This is a genomic window from Leisingera sp. (assembly GCF_982940295.1).
Genome location: NZ_CEYXRG010000036.1, coordinates 1 through 20,748 on the forward strand (window position 1 = coordinate 1; position 20,748 = coordinate 20,748).

At 65.8% G+C, this 20,748-nt stretch carries 21 protein-coding genes; 18 read left to right on the top strand and 3 right to left on the bottom strand.

From position 1 onward, the window contains the following. Positions 1–175: 175 nt before the first annotated feature. Positions 176–829, bottom strand: a complete 654-nt coding sequence (fsa, locus tag AC4HIX_RS20330) for a fructose-6-phosphate aldolase (RefSeq protein WP_027236718.1) — start codon at positions 827–829, stop codon at positions 176–178. An 81-nt stretch (positions 830–910) separates the two neighbouring features. On the opposite strand from fsa, the gene AC4HIX_RS20335 reads away from it, so the two are divergent. Then, on the top strand, positions 911–3,106 hold the full coding sequence (locus AC4HIX_RS20335; RefSeq protein ID WP_490400285.1) for a primosomal protein N': 2,196 nt from the start codon (positions 911–913) through the stop codon (positions 3,104–3,106). Positions 3,107–3,246: 140 nt separating this feature from the next. Here the strand turns inward: AC4HIX_RS20335 and AC4HIX_RS20340 are convergent, their stop codons facing one another. Further along, positions 3,247–4,308 (bottom strand): YeeE/YedE family protein, encoded by a 1,062-nt coding sequence (locus AC4HIX_RS20340; protein WP_490400286.1) that lies wholly within the window; start codon positions 4,306–4,308, stop codon positions 3,247–3,249. Positions 4,309–4,474: 166 nt separating this feature from the next. Here AC4HIX_RS20340 and AC4HIX_RS20345 point away from each other — a divergent pair, with 166 nt between their 5' ends. From AC4HIX_RS20345 to AC4HIX_RS20355, 3 genes are all read left to right on the top strand, one after another. Then, a complete protein-coding gene (locus tag AC4HIX_RS20345; protein ID WP_490400287.1) occupies positions 4,475–5,710 on the top strand; it encodes an MFS transporter in 1,236 nt (411 codons plus the stop codon). A gap of 147 nt (positions 5,711–5,857) precedes the next feature. Further along, complete coding sequence (locus AC4HIX_RS20350) at positions 5,858–6,730, top strand: 50S ribosomal protein L11 methyltransferase (protein WP_490400288.1); 873 nt, start codon at positions 5,858–5,860, stop codon at positions 6,728–6,730. Positions 6,731–6,833: 103 nt separating this feature from the next. Next, on the top strand, positions 6,834–7,178 hold the full coding sequence (locus AC4HIX_RS20355) for a hypothetical protein (RefSeq protein WP_475046952.1): 345 nt from the start codon (positions 6,834–6,836) through the stop codon (positions 7,176–7,178). Positions 7,179–7,354: 176 nt separating this feature from the next. Here AC4HIX_RS20355 and AC4HIX_RS20360 read toward each other — a convergent pair whose 3' ends face one another. Beyond that, positions 7,355–7,573 carry a DUF1127 domain-containing protein gene (locus AC4HIX_RS20360; RefSeq protein ID WP_475046951.1) on the bottom strand — a complete coding sequence of 73 codons (219 nt, stop codon included), beginning with the start codon at positions 7,571–7,573 and terminating at the stop codon, positions 7,355–7,357. A gap of 327 nt (positions 7,574–7,900) precedes the next feature. Here AC4HIX_RS20360 and ruvC point away from each other — a divergent pair, with 327 nt between their 5' ends. From ruvC to ftsH, 14 genes are all read left to right on the top strand, one after another. Continuing rightward, positions 7,901–8,398, top strand: a complete 498-nt coding sequence (gene ruvC / locus AC4HIX_RS20365) for a crossover junction endodeoxyribonuclease RuvC (protein WP_490400289.1) — start codon at positions 7,901–7,903, stop codon at positions 8,396–8,398. Further along, positions 8,395–9,084, top strand: coding sequence for a Holliday junction branch migration protein RuvA (gene ruvA / locus AC4HIX_RS20370; protein WP_475046947.1), 690 nt, complete (start codon positions 8,395–8,397; stop codon positions 9,082–9,084). The genes ruvC and ruvA overlap by 4 nt, the downstream gene beginning before the upstream one ends. A 143-nt stretch (positions 9,085–9,227) precedes the next feature. After that, positions 9,228–10,247 (top strand): Holliday junction branch migration DNA helicase RuvB, encoded by a 1,020-nt coding sequence (gene ruvB, locus AC4HIX_RS20375; RefSeq protein ID WP_490400290.1) that lies wholly within the window; start codon positions 9,228–9,230, stop codon positions 10,245–10,247. Positions 10,248–10,605: 358 nt separating this feature from the next. Continuing rightward, positions 10,606–11,271 (top strand): hypothetical protein, encoded by a 666-nt coding sequence (locus AC4HIX_RS20380; RefSeq protein ID WP_490400291.1) that lies wholly within the window; start codon positions 10,606–10,608, stop codon positions 11,269–11,271. Continuing rightward, the gene (gene thpR / locus AC4HIX_RS20385; protein ID WP_490400292.1) at positions 11,271–11,813 is read left to right on the top strand and encodes an RNA 2',3'-cyclic phosphodiesterase; all 543 of its coding nucleotides are present in this window, start codon (positions 11,271–11,273) and stop codon (positions 11,811–11,813) included. Before AC4HIX_RS20380 ends, thpR begins: the two co-directional genes overlap by 1 nt. Before the next feature lie 61 nt (positions 11,814–11,874). Then, positions 11,875–12,258 (top strand): tol-pal system-associated acyl-CoA thioesterase, encoded by a 384-nt coding sequence (gene ybgC / locus AC4HIX_RS20390; RefSeq protein WP_490400293.1) that lies wholly within the window; start codon positions 11,875–11,877, stop codon positions 12,256–12,258. A 106-nt stretch (positions 12,259–12,364) separates the two neighbouring features. Next, positions 12,365–13,060, top strand: a complete 696-nt coding sequence (tolQ, locus tag AC4HIX_RS20395) for a protein TolQ (RefSeq protein WP_475046941.1) — start codon at positions 12,365–12,367, stop codon at positions 13,058–13,060. Between the two features lie 4 nt (positions 13,061–13,064). Next, a complete protein-coding gene (tolR, locus tag AC4HIX_RS20400) occupies positions 13,065–13,556 on the top strand; it encodes a protein TolR (RefSeq protein ID WP_475046940.1) in 492 nt (163 codons plus the stop codon). 15 nt (positions 13,557–13,571) lie between these two features. Then, positions 13,572–14,705: an energy transducer TonB gene (locus tag AC4HIX_RS20405; protein WP_490400294.1), complete on the top strand. Its 1,134-nt coding sequence runs from the start codon at positions 13,572–13,574 to the stop codon at positions 14,703–14,705. Then, entirely contained in the window at positions 14,702–16,027 is a 1,326-nt protein-coding gene (tolB, locus tag AC4HIX_RS20410; protein WP_490400295.1) for a Tol-Pal system beta propeller repeat protein TolB, read from the top strand. Before AC4HIX_RS20405 ends, tolB begins: the two co-directional genes overlap by 4 nt. Before the next feature lie 103 nt (positions 16,028–16,130). Continuing rightward, positions 16,131–16,643: a peptidoglycan-associated lipoprotein Pal gene (gene pal / locus AC4HIX_RS20415; RefSeq protein WP_490400296.1), complete on the top strand. Its 513-nt coding sequence runs from the start codon at positions 16,131–16,133 to the stop codon at positions 16,641–16,643. 4 nt (positions 16,644–16,647) lie between these two features. Beyond that, positions 16,648–17,475, top strand: a complete 828-nt coding sequence (ybgF, locus tag AC4HIX_RS20420) for a tol-pal system protein YbgF (protein ID WP_490400297.1) — start codon at positions 16,648–16,650, stop codon at positions 17,473–17,475. Continuing rightward, entirely contained in the window at positions 17,472–18,725 is a 1,254-nt protein-coding gene (gene tilS, locus AC4HIX_RS20425) for a tRNA lysidine(34) synthetase TilS (protein WP_490400298.1), read from the top strand. The genes ybgF and tilS overlap by 4 nt, the downstream gene beginning before the upstream one ends. A 78-nt stretch (positions 18,726–18,803) precedes the next feature. Continuing rightward, positions 18,804–20,717, top strand: coding sequence for an ATP-dependent zinc metalloprotease FtsH (gene ftsH / locus AC4HIX_RS20430; RefSeq protein ID WP_475046930.1), 1,914 nt, complete (start codon positions 18,804–18,806; stop codon positions 20,715–20,717). The last annotated feature ends 31 nt before the right edge of the window (positions 20,718–20,748 follow it).

Consider the following 20,748-nt stretch of genomic DNA (forward strand, 5'->3'; position numbering starts at 1 on the left):
GATGCGCCGCCGCAGCGCGCCGGCAGGCGCGCTGCCGGGCCCAAGCCGCTCGGTGCGGCCCGGCGGCAGCCGGGGGGCATGGCGGCGCGGGAGAGCACGGACCATTAATGCACCCCCGCAAAAGAAAAGGCGCCCGGACCGGGCGCCTTTCGTGGTTTACCGTGTGCCGGACCGATCAGAGGATCTTGATCTCTGCCGCCTTGATGTCGGCCAGGAAGGCGTCCAGGCCCTTGTCGGTCAGCGGGTGGTTCACCATCGCCTTGATCACGGCCGGCGGCGCGGTGATCACGTCGGCGCCGATGCGGGCCGAGTCCAGCACGTGGTTCACCGATCGGATCGAGGCGGCCAGGATCTGGGTCTCGAAGCCGTAGTTGTCATAGATGGTGCGGATGTCCTCGATCAGCTCCATGCCGTCCAGGTTGATGTCATCCAGACGCCCGATGAACGGAGAGATGAAGGTCGCGCCCGCCTTGGCCGCCAGCAGCGCCTGGTTGGCGGAGAAGCACAGGGTCACATTCACCATGTGGCCGTCGTCGGTCAGGGTTTTACAGGCTTTCAGCCCGTCCCAGGTCAGCGGCACCTTGACGGCGATGTTCTCGGCGATCTCCACAAGCTTGCGGCCTTCGGCGATCATGGTTTCCGCATCGGTTGCGGTTACTTCCGCCGACACCGGGCCGTCGACCAGGTTGCAGATTTCCTTGGTCACTTCGATGATGTCGCGGCCGGATTTCTTGATCAGCGACGGGTTGGTGGTGACACCGTCCACCATGCCCAGATCGTTCAGCTCTGCAATGGCGTCGATCTCGGCGGTATCTACGAAGAATTTCATGGGGCAGTCCTTTGGATGGGTTGGCCTCGGTCGCTTCTGCCTTTACCTCATGGGATTACGGGCGGCAACATGGGCAGCAGCATGAGCGGGCAGGAGTTCTTTCAGGCAGGCGAACGGGTTGGGGTGCTGACCACGCAACCCCTTGACCGTCTTCTGGATTACCGCGCTCCTGAAGGCGGCTGTTTCCTTGGCGCCTATGTCGAGGTGCCCTTGGGGCCGCGCAAGGTGCTGGGTGTGGTTTGGGGGCCGGGGGCCGGGGATTTCGATTCGGCCAAGCTGCGCTCGGTGATCCGGGTGCTGGACGTGGCGCCCATGCGGACAGAGATGCGCCAGTTTCTGGGCAAGGCGGCCGATTATACCCTGACCCCGATGCCAGCGATGCTGCGGCTGGCGACCCGCGCGCCGGGGCTTTCCGATCCGCCTTCGATGCGCAAGATCCTGCGCCGGGGCGAGGGCGTGCCGGACCGGATGACCGAGGCCCGCACCCGGGTGCTGGAGGTGCTGGAGGACTTCGGCGGCCTTGCCTTCACACCCAGGGAACTGGCGGACATGGCCGATGTGACGCCTTCCGTGGTCAAGGGGCTGGTGAAGCAGGGTGCCCTGCGCGAGGAGGAAGCCCCCCGCGACACGCCTTATCCGCATTTGGACCCGGAACTGCCCTCCAAGCAGCTGACTGAGGATCAGACCAAGGCTGCCGCCGCGCTGGCGGAAGGAGTCCATAGCGGGCGCTATGGCACCACGCTCCTCAAGGGCGTCACCGGCTCCGGCAAGACCGAGGTCTACTTGGAAGCTGTCGCTGCCGCCCTGCGTGCCGGACGGCAGGCACTGGTGCTGCTGCCGGAGATTGCGCTGACGGCCGAGTTCCTGACCCGCGTCGAAGCGCGGTTTGGCGCCAAACCGGCTGAGTGGCACTCCGGCGCGACAATGACCGAACGCCGCCGGGTCTGGAAAATGGTCGGGCAGGGGGCGGCGCAGCTGGTGATCGGGGCGCGTTCCGCGCTGTTCCTGCCGTTCCGCGACCTCGGCCTGATCATCGTCGATGAGGAGCACGACACCTCCTACAAGCAGGAGGACGGGGTGCTGTACAACGCCCGCGACATGGCGGTGCTGCGGGCCGCCATGTGCTCGGCGCAGGTGGTGCTGGCGTCGGCCACACCCAGCTTGGAGACCTGGGCCAATGCGGAGGCGCGCAAGTACAAGCGCCTGAACCTCACCTCCCGCTTCGGCGCCTCGGTGCTGCCGGACATGCGTGCCGTGGATATGCGGTCCGAGGACCTGCTACCCTCCACCTGGATTTCTCCGACCCTGAAGCAGGCGATGAATCTGCGCATGGAACGCGGCGAGCAGTCGCTGTTGTTCCTGAACCGCCGCGGCTTTGCCCCGGTCACTATCTGCCGCGCTTGCGGGGCGCAGGTGGCCTGCGACCATTGCGACGCGCGGATGGTAGAGCACCGGTTTATGAAGCGGCTGATGTGTCACCAGTGCGGCGAGACCAAGCCGGTGCCGGAGGCCTGCCCCTCCTGCGAGGTGGAGGGCAAGATGGCCCCGGTCGGCCCCGGTATCGAACGGCTTGCCGAGGAAGCCACTGGCCTTTTCCCTGAGGCCCGTATTGCGGTGCTGAGCTCCGACCTGTTCGGCTCCGCCCGGGCCTTGAAACAGCGGATCGAGGAGATTGCGGCGGGCGAGGCCGACATCATCCTGGGCACCCAGCTGGTGGCCAAGGGCCACAACTTCCCGCTGCTGACTCTGGTCGGGGTGATCGACGCCGACCTTGGCCTGCAGGGCTCCGACCTGCGCGCGGCGGAGCGGACGTTCCAGCTGATGCGCCAGGTGGCGGGCCGGGCCGGCCGGGCCGAACGCCCGGGCGAAGCCTTGATGCAAACCTTCCAGCCCGAACACCCGGTGATCCGGGCGATCCTGTCCGGCGATGAAGAAAGCTTCTGGAAGGCGGAAGCGGCCGAGCGCCAGGCGGCCGGTGTGCCGCCCTATGGCAGGATGGCCGGGATCATCCTGTCGGGGCCGGATCTGGCGGCGGTCTTTGACCTCGGCAATGCGATGGCCCGAAATGACGGCCCCCTGCGCCAGATCGGCGCCCAGCTGTTCGGCCCGGCACCGGCACCGATTGCCCGCGTCCGCGGCCGCCACCGGGTGCGGCTGCTGGTCAAGGCCGCCAAGGGCGCACCGCTGCAAGAGGCTATCGCCCGCTGGATTGCACCACTCCGGCTCAAAGGGGATTTGCGGCTGAGCGTCGACATCGACCCGCAAAGCTTCTTCTGAGGCCTGCAGGCAAGGGGCTTCGCCCCCGGCCCTCGCGGGCCTCCCCCGGGATATTTGGGGCCAGATGAAGTGCGGATCCATTATTCTTCTGGCTGGAAATATCCCGGAGCGCGAGGCAGAGCCTCGCATGAAACACCGGCTCAGGCCGCTGCGGCTTCGGCTGGCGGGCGGGCCAGAATGCTGGTGGTAACTGCCCCGACCCACATGAAAAACAGTGCAGTCCAGGCTGTGCCGACGAATATTGACCCGCCGGTGACCCCGGCACCGATGGCGCAGCCGCCGGCCAGCATGCCGCCAAACCCCATCAGCGCGGCACCGGTCATTGCCTTTCGCATGGTGGCGGCGTCATCAAAGGCCTGCAATTTCATCTCGCCCGCCAGCGCTGCGGCCAGCATGGCGCCGATGAATACGCCGGGCACGAGGCCGATGTCGAACTCCAGCACCGCCTCCCGGTCCAGGAAGAACATCAGGGTGTGGGCGGATGGTCCCGTGAAGGTCGCGCTTTCGATCTGCACCGGGTCAAACGCCACCTGGCTCAGCGCATAGGTCAGCACCCATCCAAGCGCGACGGCAAACCCCACGCCGGAGGCAAAGATCAGCCGCGCGGCGCCAATCCGGTTGCGGCGCGCCAGCACCAGGGCCAGCGCTGCCGTGGCCAGACCAAGCAGCAGCCCGCCAGCTTGCGGCAGGCCAAGGGCGGCCAGCAGGTCCAGATTGCGCCCGCCTTCGGTGATCCACAGCCGGGCGAGCCAGTCGCGCGCAGGCGACAGCAGGCCGGACAGGCTCATCTGCGCCACCACCGCAAAGATCAGGCCGGACACCACCGACCGCAGGTTGCCGGTCGCTGCCAGCACCAGGAGCCGTCCCGAGCAGCCCCGCGCCAGCACCATGCCGCAGCCGAACATCAGCCCGCCAAGGATGGCGCCGGACCAGCTGCCCGGCACCGCCATCATCCGGGCGTCGGCGCTTTCCATCAGCCCCAAGAGCTGCGCCGCCTGGACCCAGACCACCGCGGTGGAAAAGGTCAGCAGCCAGACCGAGACCTTGTCACCAAGCCGCCCGCCGGCAAACTCCACCGTGGCCGCGCGCAGGCAGAACCGCGACCGTTGGGCCGCGACGCCAAAGACAATGCCCGTCAACAGGCCCAGCAGCGCCGCCGCGGGCGCTTCGCCGATACGCTCAACCAGGGGAACCAGATCCATCACACACCTCCAAATTCACATGTGTGCATATGAGTGGCGGGAACAGCATGCCTTGATACAGATCAGATGAGGCACCTCAAGGCGCTTCTGCGCGCTGATGCGAAGGTGGATGTGCAACCGCTTGTTGGCTCTCGCCAAAGCGGGCTCAGAGGCGTACACCCGGAGCATGTTCAAACCGATGCCCCTGCATGAGGCGCAAGGCCTCCCGTTCTGGCGCCGCCCCGTGACGCTTTTGTTCCTGATGGCGCTGGCGATGCCGATTGCCTTCAACGCCTGGAGCGCGCTGCTCAACAACTTTGTGATCGAGGCGGCGAACTTCGACGGCGCCGACATTGGCCTGTTGCACACGGTGCGGGAAATTCCCGGCTTTCTGGCGGTGGGGGTGATTGCAGTGATCCTGTTCGTCCGCGAGCAGGTGCTGGGGCTGATTTCCCTAGTGCTGCTGGGGGTGGCGACGGCCGTCACCGCCTGGTTCCCGTCGCTGGGCGGCCTTTTGATGGTGACGCTGCTGAGCTCGATCGGCTTTCATTATTACGAGACGGTGAACCAGTCGCTGCAGTTGCAATGGCTGCCCAAGGAAAAGGCGCCGCAGACGCTGGGCTGGCTGGTGGCTGCCGGATCAGCGGCGACACTGGTGGTCTACGGGCTGATCGTGCTGACCTGGGACCGGTTCGATCTGGCCTATAACACCGTGTTCCTGGCGGCGGGCGGGGCAACCGCGCTGATTGCGCTGATTGCGCTGTTTGCCTATCCGCAGTTCGACGCACCGCACCCGCAGACCAAGAAGCTGATCCTGCGCAAGCGCTATTGGCTCTATTACGCGCTGCAGTTCATGGCCGGCGCCCGGCGGCAGATCTTTGTGGTCTTTGCCGGTTTCATGATGGTGGAGAAATTCGGATTTGAGGTGCATGAGCTGACCGGGCTCTACCTGATCAACCTGGTGATCAACATGACCGCGGCACCGATGCTGGGCAAGGCTGTGGCCGTGTTTGGCGAACGGCGCACGCTGATCTTTGAATACGCCGGACTGGCCACTGTCTTTGCGGCCTACGGCGGGATCTACTGGTTCGGCTGGGGCGTTGTGGTGGCTGCGGTGCTTTATGTGGTGGACCATGTGCTGTTCGCGCTGGCGCTGGCGCTCAAGACCTATTTCCAGAAGATCGCCGACCCGGGGGATATCGCACCGACCGCCGCCGTGGCCTTTACCATCAACCACATCGCCGCAGTGTTCCTGCCGGTGCTGCTGGGGCTTCTGTGGGTTTATTCGCCGGGCATGGTGTTTGCCCTGGCGGCGGGCATGGCGCTGGTGTCGCTGTTCCTGTCGCTCTTGATCCCGCGCCACCCGGAGCCGGGCAACGAGACGATCTTCAGCAAATTCACCCGTCCCGCGCCGGCCGAGTGACCCATCAGCCCTGTGGCGCCAGCCGCGGGGCAAGCGCCCGCGCGCACTGTGAGCGGCGGGCGCTGCCTGGCTTGCAGCCAGGCGGGGACGCTTGACGCGGGGCGCGCGGCAGCCTAGGCGCTTGCCAACAGTTTCAGGAGAGACGCCATGACCACCTTCACCGCCCTCACCACGCTCCCCGGAAAAGCCCAGGCCGAAGCGCTGGGCGACGCCATGGAGCGGCTGAACCCGGAACCCACCGGTGTGGGCGTCTTTGAGATGGAAGACGGCTCCGGCCTGTGGGAGGTCGGCGGCTATTTCACCGAAAGCCCTGACGAGGCGGGACTTGCCCTGCTGGCCGCCATGCACGAGGCCAAGCCGTTTGTCGTCTCCGAGGTGCCCGAAACCGATTGGGTCGCCCATGTGCGCCGCGAGCTGGCACCGGTGGAGGCAGGCCGCTTTTTTGTCTACGGCAGCCACGACGCGGACAAGCTGCCCGCAGACCGCATTCCGCTGCTGATCGAGGCAGCGATGGCCTTCGGCACCGGCCACCACGGCACCACGCTCGGTTGCCTCAAAGCGCTGGATCACCTGCTGACTCAGGGTTTTTGTGGCGAGAAAGTGGCCGATATCGGCTGCGGAACCGCGGTGCTGGCGATGGCCGCCGCGCGGGTCTGGGACGGCGCCATCCTGGCCAGCGACATTGACGAGGTCGCGGTCGAAGTCGCTGAGGCCAACCTCAAGGCCAACGGTATGGAAGGCCAGGTCACCTGTCTGGAAGCGGCGGGTTTCGATCACCCGGATCTGCAGGCGCAGGCGCCCTATGACCTCATCTTTGCCAATATTCTGAAGGGGCCGCTGGTCGCCCTGGCCCCGGATCTGGCCGCGAATCTGCGCCCCGGCGGCTATGCGATTCTCTCTGGAATCCTGAACGAACAGGCCGATGATGTGGCCGGAGTTTATGCACAGCAGGGCATCAATCTTGAGCGCCGCGACGAAATTGGTGAATGGACAACGTTACTTCTGCGTAAAGCGGGCTGATTGATTTGAATTTGCGGCGAATTTTAGGGGTTCGCCGCATTTTCGCCGCATTTCGAGCCAAAGATTGGCCATCCGCTGGTGGGGGCCAGTTCGGAGGCTCGTAATGGGCGAACATCGTGATCAGTTCCAGGCGCGTTTGAAGCAGATCAACCGCAAACATGAAGCCATGTCTGGAGGCTACTCGGCAAACCTGCGGCCGGACGGGCTGCTGGTGGTGAAGCCGCGCCGGGTGCAGTCCCGGATATCGGCGCGCACGGCGGTTTTCTTCGTGGCGGCCTTTCTTCTGTTCAAGGGGTTCCTGATGGCGGCCCTTGGCTTTGGCAGCTACGACGAGCGGGTGCAGGCCCTTGCCGGGGGCAGCGGCATTGAGCGTGCCGGGGCCTTCATCATGCAGGCCGATCCGCTCTCCGTCCTTGTTGCTCAGAAGATCGGACCCGTTCTGCGCTGACGGCTATGTCCGCGGAAAGGGTGCAGAAAGGCCGCCGGCCCGGGGGGAGCTGGCGGCCTTTTCCGTGCCGGGACCGCGCTGAGCTTTGCTGGCAACAAAAAACGCCGCGGCCTGTTCAGGTCCGCGGCGTTTCCCTATTCGCCCCGAGGGAGGAGGCAGGGCGGAAAAAGGGGGTCTTAGAAGACGGTTTTGCCGGTGGCGACGTTTTCGATGTCACCGCGGCACATGCCGATGTCGGCCAGTTCGCGGTCGGACAGGCCGGACAGCGCGTTGCGGGTTGCGCGGGCGTCGTTCCAGGCGGCGAATGCGCCGGCAGCGCTGGCGACCAGATCGCCGATGCGGCCAAACAGGCCGGTGGAACCATAGGTGGTGCGGGTGGTGTCAAAAGCGGCCATATCCTTGTCCTCTGATCTGGTGTTGGCTGTCGTCGCGTTGTTGCGATGGCGGGCATCTAGTGGGGAACAATCAGGGCGGCAAGGGCCGAATTTGCATGTGTCATATGCAGTTTGTGCATAGCTTAAAGCCTTATAAACAAGGGCTTTCCTCCCGGTTGAGGAAACCGGCGGAAAATGTCGTTTCCGCCTCTGCAGAGGGTCGGTTTCAGACCTCGGCGGTGCTGCTTTGCAGCTTTCGGGTGCGGGAAAGCAATTGGACATGTTCGCGTTTTGTGCTAACCGTTGGAAAAATAATTTTCGGGCAAGCGGGCAGGGACCGGTCACATCATGCGGATTTTGGGAATTGATCCGGGGTTGCGGAACCTCGGATGGGGCGTGATCGAATCGCGCGGCACCCGGCTCAGCCATGTAGCCAATGGTGTCTGCACCTCTGACGGGGATGATCTGGGCGAGCGTCTGCTGTCGCTGCACAATCAGGTTTCCGAGATCATCGAGACCTTTGCCCCGGATCAGGCGGCGATCGAGCAGACCTTCGTGAACAAGGACGGCGCCGGCACGCTGAAACTGGGCCAGGCCCGCGGAGTGGCGCTTTTGACACTGGCCAAGGCGGGCTTGCCGGTGGGGGAATACGCGCCCAACCGGGTCAAGAAGACGGTGGTCGGCGTCGGCCATGCCGAGAAGGAGCAGGTCATGCATATGGTCAAGCTGCAGCTGCCGGGCTGCCTGCCGAAAAACGCCGATGCTGCGGATGCGCTGGCGATTGCCATCTGCCACGCCTATTACGGGGGCACACAGCAGCGGCAGCTGAGGGAGAAACGCGCATGATCGGCAAGCTGACAGGACGTCTTGACTACCGGGCGCAGGATCACGTGCTGATCGACGTGCGCGGTGTCGGCTACATCGTCTATTGCTCCGACCGCACCATGGCGGCACTTCCGGGCGTGGGGGAGGCCATCGCGCTCTACACGGACATGGTGGTGCGTGAGGACCTGATGCAGCTCTATGGCTTCACCTCGCTGGTGGAGAAAGAATGGCACCGGCTGCTCACCTCGGTGCAGGGGGTTGGGGCCAAGGTCTCTCTGGCCATCCTAGGCGCCTTGGGGCCGGACGGCGTGAGCCGGGCAATTGCGCTGGGCGACTGGGCGTCGGTCAAGGCCGCCAAGGGCGTTGGCCCCAAGACCGCACAGCGCATCGTGCTGGACCTCAAGGACAAGGCGCCCGGCGTGATGGCGATGGGCGGCACTGTAGTAGACGCGATGGACGGCCCGGGGCTGGAGGTGATCGAGGACGCAGACCCTGCACCGGCCGCCAAACCCGCTCGCAAGGCGCCGCCCAAGAAACCCAGCGGTGCGGCGGCGGCCTCTGCCGGTGCGCTGTCGGCTTTGGGCAATCTGGGCTATGGTCCCTCGGATGCCGCTGCAGCGGTGGCAGAGGCGGCCGCCACCTATCCGGACGCGGATGAGCCGGAGCTGATCCGTGCCGCGCTGCGTCTGCTGGCGCCGAAGGGGTGATCAGACAATGGCATTGAAGCACAAAGGGCAGTGCCCGGCCGCGGGCGGAAAGCGAAGCGCCCGCCCGGGGGGGCGGACGGGCGCTGCCCGGCCTATCGGCCAGGCGGTTCATCTGAATGATAACTTGAGGCGGAGTGACGCTGATGATTGACGCCGACCCCGCCCTGCGCCCCGAACCTCTGCCTGAGGACAATGACCGCGCCTTGCGCCCGCAGGGCCTTGGCGAATTCATCGGCCAGGCCGAAGCCCGCGCCAACCTGCGGGTCTTCATAGAATCCGCCCGCCGCCGCGGCGAGGCGATGGACCACACGCTGTTTCACGGGCCTCCCGGCCTTGGCAAGACCACGCTGGCCCAGATCGTCGCGCGCGAGCTGGGGGTGAACTTCCGCATGACCTCCGGACCCGTCCTGGCCAAAGCCGGCGATCTGGCGGCGATCCTCACCAACCTTGAGGCCCGCGACGTTCTGTTCATCGACGAGATCCACCGGCTGAACCCGGCGGTGGAAGAAGTGCTTTATCCTGCGATGGAGGATTTCGAACTGGACCTGGTGATCGGCGAGGGACCGGCAGCGCGTACCGTGCGGATTGAGCTGCAGCCCTTTACCCTAGTGGGGGCCACCACCCGTATGGGCCTCTTGACCACGCCCTTGCGCGACCGCTTCGGCATCCCGACCCGCCTGCAGTTCTACACCATCGACGAGCTGTTCGAGATCGTCAGCCGCAACGCCCGCAAGCTGGGCGCACCGGCCGATGACGCCGGTGCCCGAGAGATCGCGCGGCGCGCGAGGGGCACCCCCAGGATCGCCGGGCGGCTCTTGCGCCGCGTGGTGGACTTCGCGGTGGTCGAGGGCGATGGCACCATCACCCGGGAGCTGGCCGATGGCGCATTGACGCGGCTGGGGGTGGACCAGCTGGGGCTGGACGGGGCGGACCGGCGGTATCTGAAGCTGATCGCTGAAAACTACGGCGGCGGCCCGGTGGGGATCGAGACGATTTCGGCCGCCCTCAGCGAGAGCCGCGACGCGCTGGAGGAAGTGATCGAGCCGTACCTCTTGCAGCAGGGGCTGATCCAGCGCACGCCGCGCGGGCGGATGCTGGCGCAAAAAGCTTGGACCCACCTGGGAATACCGCCGCCGCGCAGCCAGAACGACCTGTTCGGGTAAAAGCAAGCTGTGCTACCATAAGTTGTGTCAGCGATGCTGTCCAAATGTTTCGCGCGCGAAACATTGCGGCAGCATGGCTGACCTATTTGCGAGGTTCCGATTTCTCTTTCAGGCAGGCGCTCCCGCCCGCCGCCGGCCCATCAAAGATGGGCCTGCGCCCGTTGGGCGTGGCGCCGCGCTGACGCGCGGCGCGGCTTCGCTCAATACGGGCCCTCGCCGCGCCAGCGGCGCCCGGCCCAAGGCTGTTTCCGGCGGTCTGGCGCAGCCAGGAGGCCGGGCAGGCGCGGGAGCAGCCCCCCTTCCTCTTGCCGCCGCGCGGCGCAGACGGCATAGACGGGGCAGGACCAAGGAGACGCCCATGACCGCCCAGCTGCCAGACCTGACGCCGGAGCAGATCGAAGCCCTGTTCACCCGCAACGACGGCTCTTACGCCTTTGCCCGCTGGGGCCGGCCCGTGGCGCCGATCGTGTTCGGAGTGCAGGACGAGACCCTCAAGACCGTCAAGGGTGCGCTGGAGGCGGTGATGACGCTGGCGGGCCACCAGATGGCAGAGACCGACCCGGAGCTGGGCTCGAACCTCATGTTCTTCTTCTTCCGCGACTGGGAAGAGCTGCTGGCGGTGCCGGATCTGGACCGGCTGATCCCGGGCCTTCAGCCGCTGGTTGCCCGGCTGAAGGAGGCGGACGCCAGCCAGTACCGCGCCTTCCGGTTTGACGATCAGGGCGGCATCAAGGCGGCGTTTGTGTTCCTGCGGATGAAGGGCGCGATGGCGCAGATGCCCGCCGAGACCCTGGCGCTGACCCAGGCGGTGCAGGTGGCGCTGATGTGGGGCGATCAGGCCTTTGCCGAGGCCTCGCCCCTTGCAGTGCTGCCGGAGACCGGCGCCACCATCCTGCGTCCCGAGATCGCCGGCGTGATTGCCGCGGCTTATGACCGGATGATGCCGGTGGCGGCAGAGGACAAATCCCACGCCCTGCGCCTGTTCGCACGCCTTCAGGCGCCGGCGGAACCGCCGCAACCCTGATGCGCGCGTTTGTCGGTCTGCCGCTGCCGGATGCAGCCCTGGATGCGCTGGAGAGGGTGCAGGAGGGGCTGACCGTCGGGCGGCATGTCCCGTCAGAAAACATGCACCTGACGCTGGCTTTCCTGGATGATCAGCCCGAAGCAGCGCTGCAGGCCCTGCACCAGATGCTGGCGGAGATCAGCGCCCCGCCGTTGACGCTCACGTTCAACGGACTGGATACCTTTGGCGGCAAGCTGCCGCGGGTGCTGGCGGCGGAGGTGCTGAAAACGCCGGAACTGACCGGGCTGCGCAGCCGTGTTCGCAGTGCCTGCCGCGATGCGGGCATAGACCTGCCGCGCGAGCGTTTCCGCCCGCATGTGACGCTGGCGCGTTTTCCCCGGCATCTGGAAGCCGGGCAGGTTGAGAAAATCGCGCAGTTTCTGGCGGGAGCGGCGGGGTTCCGGCTGGACTGCGAAGTAGAGAGCTTCGCGCTGTTCCAGTCGACCCTGGCACCGGAAGGCGCGCGTTATGACGTGCTGGCGGAATATCCGCTGAAGGGGTGAGCCGCTTGCAGCGGTATGGCACCGTCCATAGGGTGCGCGGGCAAACGCAGGAGGGCAGGCAATGAACCACCAATTCCCGGTCCGGGTCTATTACGAGGACACCGACATGGGCGGGATCGTCTATCACGCCAATTACCTGCGCTTTATCGAGCGTGCCCGCAGCGACTGGGTGCGCGGCATCGGGGTGGATCAGAACGCCATGCGCGAGGCCGGGCTGATCTATGTGGTGCGCCGGATCGAGGCGGACTACCTGGCGCCTGCGAAATTCGACGAGGAGCTGCTGGTCACGACTTCCATGCAGACCGTGACACCCGCCCGGATGGTGCTGGCTCAGGAGGTCACGCGGGACGGCCAGCCGCTGTTCAGGGCCCAGGTGACAATCGTCTGTATAACCACCGGCGGCAAACCGGCCCGGCTGCCGGCAGAGATTCGCGCATTGCGGTAACAATTGGCGTCAGCCCGCCTGTTTTAATGGCCTTTGCCATTGAACTGCGCTAGCGTCTTGCCAAATAAGGCCGGATAAACGGCCGGAACATCTATAGAGCAGGCTAATGGAAGCAGAAACTCTGGCGCTGGCGCAGGAGATTGATTTCTCCATGTGGGGCCTATTCGCGCGGGCCACCGTGACCGTGAAACTGGTGATGCTGATGCTGGTGGGGGCCTCGATCTGGTCCTGGGGCATCATCATTCAGAAGATGATCAATTACCGCAAGGCCCGCAGCGAAGCGGACGCGTTTGACCGGGCATTCTGGTCGGGTCACCCGCTGGACGAGCTGTTTGACAGGCTGGGCGCGGACCCTGCTGGCCAGGCAGCGCGGATCTTCTCTGCCGGCATGAGCGAATGGCGCCGCAGCCATCGCAGCGACGGCGGGATGATCCCCGGCGCGCAGGCGCGCATCGACCGGTCGATGGATGTGGCCATCGCCAAGGAGACCGAGGGGCTGCAAAGCGGCCTGTCGGTCCTGGCGACCGTCGGCTCCACCGCGCCTTTTGTGGGCCTGTTCGGCACTGTTTGGGGCATTATGACCGCCTTTATCGAGATTGCAGAGCAGCAGAACACCAACCTGGCCGTTGTGGCGCCGGGTATTGCCGAGGCGCTGATGGCGACCGGCCTGGGCCTGCTGGCCGCAATCCCGGCAGTGGTATTCTACAACAAGCTGAGCGCAGACAGCGACCGCATCATCGGCGGCTATGAGGCCTTTGCCGATGAGTTTGCCACCATCCTCAGCCGCCAGCTGGACTCCTAAGGCCATGGGTGCCGCAGTCCAGCAGCCGCAGGGGGGCGGCGACCGCCGCCGGGGCCGCCGCCGCCGCCGCGGCCAGCCGATGTCGGAAATCAACGTCACGCCGTTTGTCGACGTGATGCTGGTGCTGCTGATCATTTTCATGGTGGCCGCGCCTTTGATGACCGTCGGCGTGCCGGTGGAACTGCCCAAGACCGCAGCCGGAGCCCTGCCGGGCGATGAGGAAGAACCGCTGACGGTGACCATGACAGCCGAGGGCGGGGTGGAAATCCAGACCACCCCGGTGGCGCGTGATGAACTGGTGCCCAAGCTGCGGGCGATTGCGGCAGAGCGGTCCTCGGACCGGGTGTTCCTGCGCGCGGACGGCAAGATTGCCTATGCCGATGTGATGCAGGTGATGGGCGCGCTCAATGCGGGCGGCTTTTCCAACGTGGGGCTGGTCACCGATACCGGCGGCCCGGCTTTGGATGGGCAGCGGGCACAGGGCGCGGGACAGTAAGCGGGGACGCGGACGGTGCAGACCGGAACCAAGATCTCTCTTGCCGGGCACGGATTGCTGATGGGATGGGTTGTCTTTGGCGCCTGGTTCCCGTCCGAACCCTTGCCGTCCAACGTGCAGCAGGTGGCGCTGATCTCCTCCGAGGAGTTTGAGAAACTGAGCCAGCAGCGCCAGGCGCCGCAGGTCGCGCCGGAGCCCGCGCCGCTGAATGAGCCTGCCGAGGTGCAGCCCGCGCCGGAGCCTGCGCCGCAGCCGGATCCGGAGCCGGAAATCACTCAGCCGGAGCCGGTCACACCGGTGGAGCCCGACCCGCAGGTGGCGGAGCTGCCCGATGCGCAGCCTGAGCCTGATGTGCCGGACACGCCTCCGGCCGCGTCGGAGGAGCCTGAAATCGCCGCGCTGGTGCCGCAGGTCAGGCCGGAGGCCGCTCCGCGCCCGGTGGACCGGGTGGCGCCGGAACCTGTGGCGCCGCCGGAGCCGGACACGCGGATCGACGATGTCGTGCAGCCCGAGGTCGCGCCGGAACAGGGCGCCGAGACCGAGCAGGAAGTGCAGGAGGCCACTGCGCGCGAGGCTGCCAGCGACCGGATCGTCACCGAGGAGAACGAGGGCGAAGACGTCGCGGCCTCTGCCGCGCCTGCCGTCTCCAAGCGCCCGGTAACCCGGCCTGCGCGGCCGCAGCGGCAGCCGGAACCGGAACCGCAGGTGACCGAAGCGGCGCAGCCGGCAGAGCCGGAGCAGTCCAGCACGTCGTCAGCCGTGGCGGATGCCCTGGCCGAGGCGCTGGCGGGCGGCGCCGATGTGGAGGCGCCGGAACCCTCTGGCCCGCCGCTGACGCTGGGGGAAAAGGATGCGCTGCGGGTGGCGGTGTCGCAGTGCTGGAACGTGGGCTCCCTGTCGACCGATGCGCTGAAAACGACTGTGGTTGTTGCGGTGTCGCTGGCGCAGGACGGCCGGCCCGACACGGGCTCGATCCGGATGCTGTCCAGCACCGGCGGCGCATCATCGGCGGCGCAGCAGGCCTTTGACGCAGCGCGGCGGGCGATTATCCGCTGCGGCGCCAGGGGATTTCAGCTTCCGGCTGAAAAGTACGCGCAATGGCGCGATATTGAGATGACATTCAATCCTGAAAGGATGCGGATCAAATGAGGAATATTCTGGCGGCACTCCTGATCGGCGCCTCGGCACTGGCCGGGGCAGGCGCAGCCGCGGCGCAGACCGGCCCGCTCCGCATCGAAATCGACCAGGGCGTGATCGAGCCGTTACCCTATGCGGTGCCGGATTTCGTGCCGGAAACCCCGGCAGCAGCGGAATATGCCACCGAGATCGCGCGCGTCATCGCGTCCGACCTCAGCGGCACCGGGCTGTTCCGGGAAGTGCCCGCCAGCGCCCACATCTCCAAGGTGGCGGCGTTCGACGGCCCGGTCAAATTTGCCGACTGGAAAGCAGTGAATGCGCAAGCGCTGATCACCGGCGCGGTCAGCGTCACCGGCAACCGGCTGACGGTGCGGTTCCGCGGCTATGACGTGTTCGCGGAAAAGGAGCTGGAAACCGCGTTGCAGTTCACCGGCACCACCGACGGCTGGCGGCGGATGGCGCATAAGGTGGCGGATGCGATCTATAGCGAGATTACCGGCGAGAGCGGCTATTTCGACAGCCGGGTGGTCTATGTCTCTGAAAGCGGGCCCAAGAACGACCGCCGCAAACGGCTGGCAGTGATGGATTACGATGGTGCCAATGTCCAGTATCTGACCAACAGCGCCTCTATCGTGCTGGCGCCGCGGTTCTCGCCCACCGGCGACCGGGTGCTTTATACCAGCTACGAAAGCGGCTTTCCGCAGATCCACGTGCTGGATGTGGGCCAGGTGCAGCGCAAGGTGCTGTCCAGCGGCGACGGCACCATGAGCTTTGCGCCGCGGTTTGCACCTGACGGGCGAACCATCGTCTATTCCCAGACGCAGGGCGGCAATACCGACCTCTACTCAATGGATATCGAAACCGGCGCCAAGACGCGGCTGACCTCGGCGCCCTCGATCGAGACGGCGCCGTCGTTCTCACCCGATGGCAGCCAGATCGTGTTCGAAAGCGACCGCTCCGGCAGCCAACAGCTGTATGTGATGCCCGCAGGCGGCGGCGAGGCGCGGCGGATCAGCTTCGGGCAGGGCCGCTATGGCACGCCTGTGTGGTCGCCGCGCGGCGACATGGTGGCCTTTACCAAGCAGAACAAGGGCCGGTTCCACATCGGCGTCATGCGCACCGACGGCAGTGAAGAACGGCTGCTGACTGCGTCCTTCCTGGATGAAGGCCCGACCTGGGCACCCAATGGCCGGGTGATCATGTTCACCCGCGAAAGCCAGGGCAGCACCGGGCGGGCGCTGCTGTATTCGGTGGATATCACCGGCCGCAACCTGAAACCTGTCAGGACACCGGACGGGGCGTCGGACCCCTCGTGGTCGCCGCTGCAGAAGTAAACGCTGCGGAAACAGGGCCGTTTAGGCGGGGATACCCGCATAGAACCAGACCCGGGCTTATGATAACGTCGGGGCAAGAAACGCAAAGGAATAGGCAGACATCATGAGCGGCTTGAAATTGGCAATGGCGGCAGTGGCCGTGCTGGGGCTGGCAGCCTGCAGCAATAACCCCTGGAACGACGATCTGAACGGCGCCGGCGGGCCTGGCGGCGCAGGTGCGGGTGTGGGCGCCGGGGCTCTGGATCCGGCCAGCCCGGCTTACTTCCAGCAGTCCGTGGGCGACCGGGTCCTGTTTGCGGTTGACCAGCACACGCTGTCGCCTGCAGCCCAGGCCACTTTGCAGGGCCAGGCGCGCTGGCTGGCGCAGAACGCCGACTATGCGGTCACCATCGAGGGCCACGCGGATGAGCAGGGCACCCGCGAATACAACCTCGGCCTGGGTGCCAAGCGCGCCAACGCCGCCCGCGAATACCTGATTTCGCAGGGTATTGCGGGCAGCCGCATCAAGGTGGTGAGCTACGGCAAGGAACGCCCGCTGGAAATCTGCTCGGACGAAACCTGCTATTCCAAGAACCGCCGCGCTGTCACCGTGCTGGCTGGCGGCCTGACGGGGTAACGGCATGAAACCTCTGCGCACCGCGCTTCTGGCCACTGTGATGCTGCTGCCGCTGCCGCTGGCGGCGCAGGATCCGCAGACCCTGGCGGATATCCGCCAGGAGCTGACCGTATTGCACGTGGAGATCCAGCGGCTGAAGCGCGAGCTGTCGACCACCGGATCCCCGTCTGCGGAGGTTTCCGGCAATACGGTGCTGGACCGGGTTGGCGCGATTGAGAGCGAACTGCAACGGCTGACCCTGCAAACCGAAGAGCTGGGCCACCGGATCGACCGGATTGTGGCTGATGGCACCAACCGGATCGGCGACCTGGAGTTCCGCCTGGTTGAGCTGGAAGGCGGCGATGTCGGCGCTTTGGGCGAGACCACGACACTGGGTGGCGGCGAGCTGCCAGCGGCGGTGGTTGCCGCCCCGCAGGCAGAGGATAGCGGCACAACGGGCGGCGAGCTGGCGATCGGTGAGCAGGCGGATTTCGATGCCGCCGAGAAGCTTCTGGCCGAGGGGCAGTATCAGGAAGCGGCAGAGAAGCTTGCGGCATTCAACCAGGCCTATCCGGGCAGCCCGCTGGCGGCGGCGGCAGAGTTCAGCCGCGGCAAGGCGCTGGACGGGCTGGGCGACACCCGCGAGGCGGCCCGGGCCTATCTGGCGGCCTTTACCGGCAATTCCTCCGGCCCGGTGGCGCCCAAGGCGCTGTTTGAGCTCGGCGCCGCATTGGGGCGCCTTGGCCAGACCGATCAGGCCTGCGTGACACTGTCCGAGGTCGGTGTGCGGTTCCCGGGGACGGGGCCCGAGGAAGAAGCCAAGGCCGAAATGGCCAAGCTGGGCTGTTCTTGACCCCGGCCGGGCGGGATATCCCTGCTCTGGTGCGCAGTCAGTTCCGTTCTGCTCTGCCTGCCAGGCTGGGAATCGCGCTGTCCGGCGGCGGTGATTCGATGGCCCTGATGCATCTGCTGCATGACTGTTTCGGCGGTGGAGACGTTCAGCTGTTCGCGGCGACTGTCGATCACGGGCTGCGCCCGGAAGCGGCGGATGAGGCGGCGGCAGCCGGGGCAGCCGCAGGCCGCCTTGGCATCCCCCATGAGGTGTTGCACTGGGAGAACAGGCCGCAGGAAGGCAACCTGCAGGCGCAGGCCCGCGCGGCACGGTATGATCTCCTGTGCAGCTGGGCGCGGCGGCACGGCATTCCGGTGCTGGCGCTTGGCCATACAGCGGATGATCAGGCGGAGACGGTACTGATGCGCATGGCCCGGGCCTCTGGGGTGACCGGGCTTTCGGGCATGGCAGAGCGGCGCACCCGCGATGGTGTGACCTTGCTGCGGCCGCTCCTGGATGTGACCCGCAGCGAGCTGCGCCGCTATCTGGAGGCCCGTGGCATTGATTGGGCAGAGGATCCGAGCAACGAGGATACCCGGTTCGAACGGGTGCGGGTGCGCCAGGCGCTGGAGCAGCTGGCACCGCTGGGGCTGACGCCGGGGGTTATTGCCAAGGTCGCCCGGAATATGGGCAAGGCCCGCGAAGCGCTTGACTGGTATGTCTTTCTGGCCGCCCGCGATCTGGTCCATGTCCAGGCCGGCGCCGTTGTTCTGTGCCAGCGCAAGTTCCGCACCTTGCCCGGCGAAATCAGCCACCGGCTGCTGGTGCGCGCCTTTCAATGGATTTCGGGCGCCGCCTATCCGCCGCGCCGGGTACCGATGGAAAAGGCGGTCCTGGCTGCGCGCAACGGCAGTTCCGTCACCCTGGCAGGATGCCGGCTGGTCAGCACGGCCAAGCAGGTCTGGATCTGCCGGGAATACAATGCCGTGAAAGGGGAAACTGCCCTGCCGGGGCAGCGATGGGATGGCAGGTGGAAGATTTTCGGCGGTGATGCAAAGGGTTGCGAAGTGCGGGCCCTGGGGCGGCAGGGGCTGGCGCAATGCCCCGACTGGCGCGCCGCGGGCGTGCCGGGCGCGGTGCTGGAGGCCACACCGGCGGTGTGGCACGGTGCCCGGCTGGCCGCTGCGCCCGCGGCCGGACTGGCCAATGGCTGGTCGGCTGAAACGGCAGGAAGCGAAGAAGAGTTCTTTGCATCCCTTTTATCTCATTGAACCTGCCTGAATGATCCTTATTTTAAGCACAACGCAGGCGGCCCGTGCGGTGCGCCTATCTGATTGGGAGAACTTTCCTTGGGCAACGCTCGCAATATCGCCTTTTGGGTTGTTCTGTTTCTGCTGATTCTGGCGCTGTTCAATTTGTTCAGTGGTTCCGGCAGCACGATGCAGAGCCGTGAACGCACTTTCTCTGACTTTGTCAGCTCGGTTGAAACCGGCAAGGTCAGCACCGTCACTCTGGACGGGGAACAGGTGCGCTATACCACCACCGACGGGCAGAACTACGTCACCATCAAACCGGGCGATGCCGAGGTCACCTCGCTGCTGATCGCAAATGACATCCCGGTGCGCGCTGAAAAGCAGCAGCAGTCGGGCTTTCAGTCGTTCCTGATCACCCTGCTTCCGTTCCTGCTGCTGATCGGTGTCTGGATCTACTTCATGAACCGCATGCAGGGCGGCGGCAAAGGCGGCGCCATGGGGTTCGGCAAGTCCAAGGCCAAGATGCTGACCGAAAAGCACGGCCGCGTCACCTTTGACGACGTCGCGGGCATCGACGAGGCCAAGGAAGAGCTGGAAGAGATCGTCGAATTCCTGCGCAACCCGCAGAAATTCTCGCGCCTGGGCGGCAAGATCCCCAAGGGCGCGCTGCTGGTCGGCCCTCCGGGCACCGGTAAGACGCTGCTGGCCCGCGCCATCGCGGGGGAGGCGGGTGTGCCCTTCTTCACCATCTCCGGCTCCGACTTCGTGGAAATGTTCGTGGGTGTTGGTGCAAGCCGCGTGCGCGACATGTTCGAGCAGGCCAAGAAGAACGCGCCTTGCATCGTCTTCATCGACGAAATCGACGCCGTGGGCCGCCACCGTGGCGCCGGCTATGGCGGCGGCAATGACGAGCGCGAGCAGACCCTGAACCAGCTGCTGGTGGAAATGGACGGCTTTGAGGCCAATGAGGGTGTCATCATCCTGGCCGCCACCAACCGCAAGGACGTGCTGGACCCGGCGCTGCTGCGCCCTGGCCGCTTCGACCGCCAGGTCACCGTCGGCAACCCCGACATCAAGGGCCGCGAGAAGATTCTGGGCGTCCATGCCCGCAAGACCCCGCTGGGCCCGGATGTGGACCTGCGCATCATCGCCCGCGGCACCCCCGGATTCTCGGGCGCCGATCTGGCCAACCTGGTCAATGAGGCCGCCCTGATGGCTGCCCGTGTCGGGCGCCGGTTCGTCACCATGGAGGATTTCGAATCCGCCAAGGACAAGGTGATGATGGGGGCCGAGCGCCGCTCGATGGTGCTGACCCAGGACCAGAAGGAAAAGACCGCCTATCACGAGGCGGGCCACGCCGTTGTCGGCCTGGTGCTGCCGGAATGCGACCCGGTCTACAAGGCGACGATCATCCCGCGCGGCGGCGCGCTGGGGATGGTGGTCAGCCTGCCGGAAATGGACCGGCTGAACTGGCACAAGGACGAGTGCGAGCAGAAGCTGGCGATGACCATGGCCGGCAAGGCAGCCGAGATCATCAAATACGGCGAAGGCCATGTCTCCAACGGTCCTGCCGGCGATATCCAGCAGGCGAGCCAGCTGGCGCGTGCCATGGTGATGCGCTGGGGCATGTCCGACAAGGTCGGCAACATCGACTATGCCGAGGCGCATGAGGGCTACTCTGGCAACACCGCCGGCTTCTCGGTTTCGGCCCACACCAAGGAGCTGATCGAGGAAGAGGTCAAAACCTTCATCCAGGAAGGCTATGACCGCGCGTTCCAGATCCTCACCGAGCATAAGGAAGAGTGGGAACGCCTGGCGCAGGGGCTGCTGGAATACGAAACCCTCACGGGCGACGAAATCAAGCGGGTCATGAACGGCGAGCCGCCGCAGGCCGGCGATGATGAGGATGGCGGTGAGGATGAGGGCAATGCGTCCGTGACCGCGATCCCCAAGGCCAAGCCCAAGAAAACCCCGCCCGAAGGCGGTATGGAGCCTGAGCCGACTGCCTAAGCACTTAGCAAGAAAATAAATGTCGTCCCGG

Excerpts from the sequence above, each read along its gene's own strand:
- ybgC (WP_490400293.1), top strand. The coding sequence starts at position 11,875 with ATGAACCACCAATTCCCGGTCCGGGTCTATTACGAGGACACCGACATG.
- fsa (WP_027236718.1), bottom strand. The coding sequence starts at position 829 with ATGAAATTCTTCGTAGATACCGCCGAGATCGACGCCATTGCAGAGCTG.
- ruvA (WP_475046947.1), top strand. The coding sequence starts at position 8,395 with ATGATCGGCAAGCTGACAGGACGTCTTGACTACCGGGCGCAGGATCAC.
- AC4HIX_RS20350 (WP_490400288.1), top strand. The coding sequence starts at position 5,858 with ATGACCACCTTCACCGCCCTCACCACGCTCCCCGGAAAAGCCCAGGCC.
- pal (WP_490400296.1), top strand. The coding sequence starts at position 16,131 with ATGAGCGGCTTGAAATTGGCAATGGCGGCAGTGGCCGTGCTGGGGCTG.
- thpR (WP_490400292.1), top strand. The coding sequence starts at position 11,271 with ATGCGCGCGTTTGTCGGTCTGCCGCTGCCGGATGCAGCCCTGGATGCG.
- AC4HIX_RS20345 (WP_490400287.1), top strand. The coding sequence starts at position 4,475 with ATGTTCAAACCGATGCCCCTGCATGAGGCGCAAGGCCTCCCGTTCTGG.
- AC4HIX_RS20355 (WP_475046952.1), top strand. The coding sequence starts at position 6,834 with ATGGGCGAACATCGTGATCAGTTCCAGGCGCGTTTGAAGCAGATCAAC.
- tolB (WP_490400295.1), top strand. The coding sequence starts at position 14,702 with ATGAGGAATATTCTGGCGGCACTCCTGATCGGCGCCTCGGCACTGGCC.
- tolR (WP_475046940.1), top strand. The coding sequence starts at position 13,065 with ATGGGTGCCGCAGTCCAGCAGCCGCAGGGGGGCGGCGACCGCCGCCGG.
- ybgF (WP_490400297.1), top strand. The coding sequence starts at position 16,648 with ATGAAACCTCTGCGCACCGCGCTTCTGGCCACTGTGATGCTGCTGCCG.
- ruvC (WP_490400289.1), top strand. The coding sequence starts at position 7,901 with ATGCGGATTTTGGGAATTGATCCGGGGTTGCGGAACCTCGGATGGGGC.
- AC4HIX_RS20340 (WP_490400286.1), bottom strand. The coding sequence starts at position 4,308 with ATGGATCTGGTTCCCCTGGTTGAGCGTATCGGCGAAGCGCCCGCGGCG.
- AC4HIX_RS20380 (WP_490400291.1), top strand. The coding sequence starts at position 10,606 with ATGACCGCCCAGCTGCCAGACCTGACGCCGGAGCAGATCGAAGCCCTG.
- ruvB (WP_490400290.1), top strand. The coding sequence starts at position 9,228 with ATGATTGACGCCGACCCCGCCCTGCGCCCCGAACCTCTGCCTGAGGAC.
- AC4HIX_RS20360 (WP_475046951.1), bottom strand. The coding sequence starts at position 7,573 with ATGGCCGCTTTTGACACCACCCGCACCACCTATGGTTCCACCGGCCTG.
- tolQ (WP_475046941.1), top strand. The coding sequence starts at position 12,365 with ATGGAAGCAGAAACTCTGGCGCTGGCGCAGGAGATTGATTTCTCCATG.
- AC4HIX_RS20335 (WP_490400285.1), top strand. The coding sequence starts at position 911 with ATGAGCGGGCAGGAGTTCTTTCAGGCAGGCGAACGGGTTGGGGTGCTG.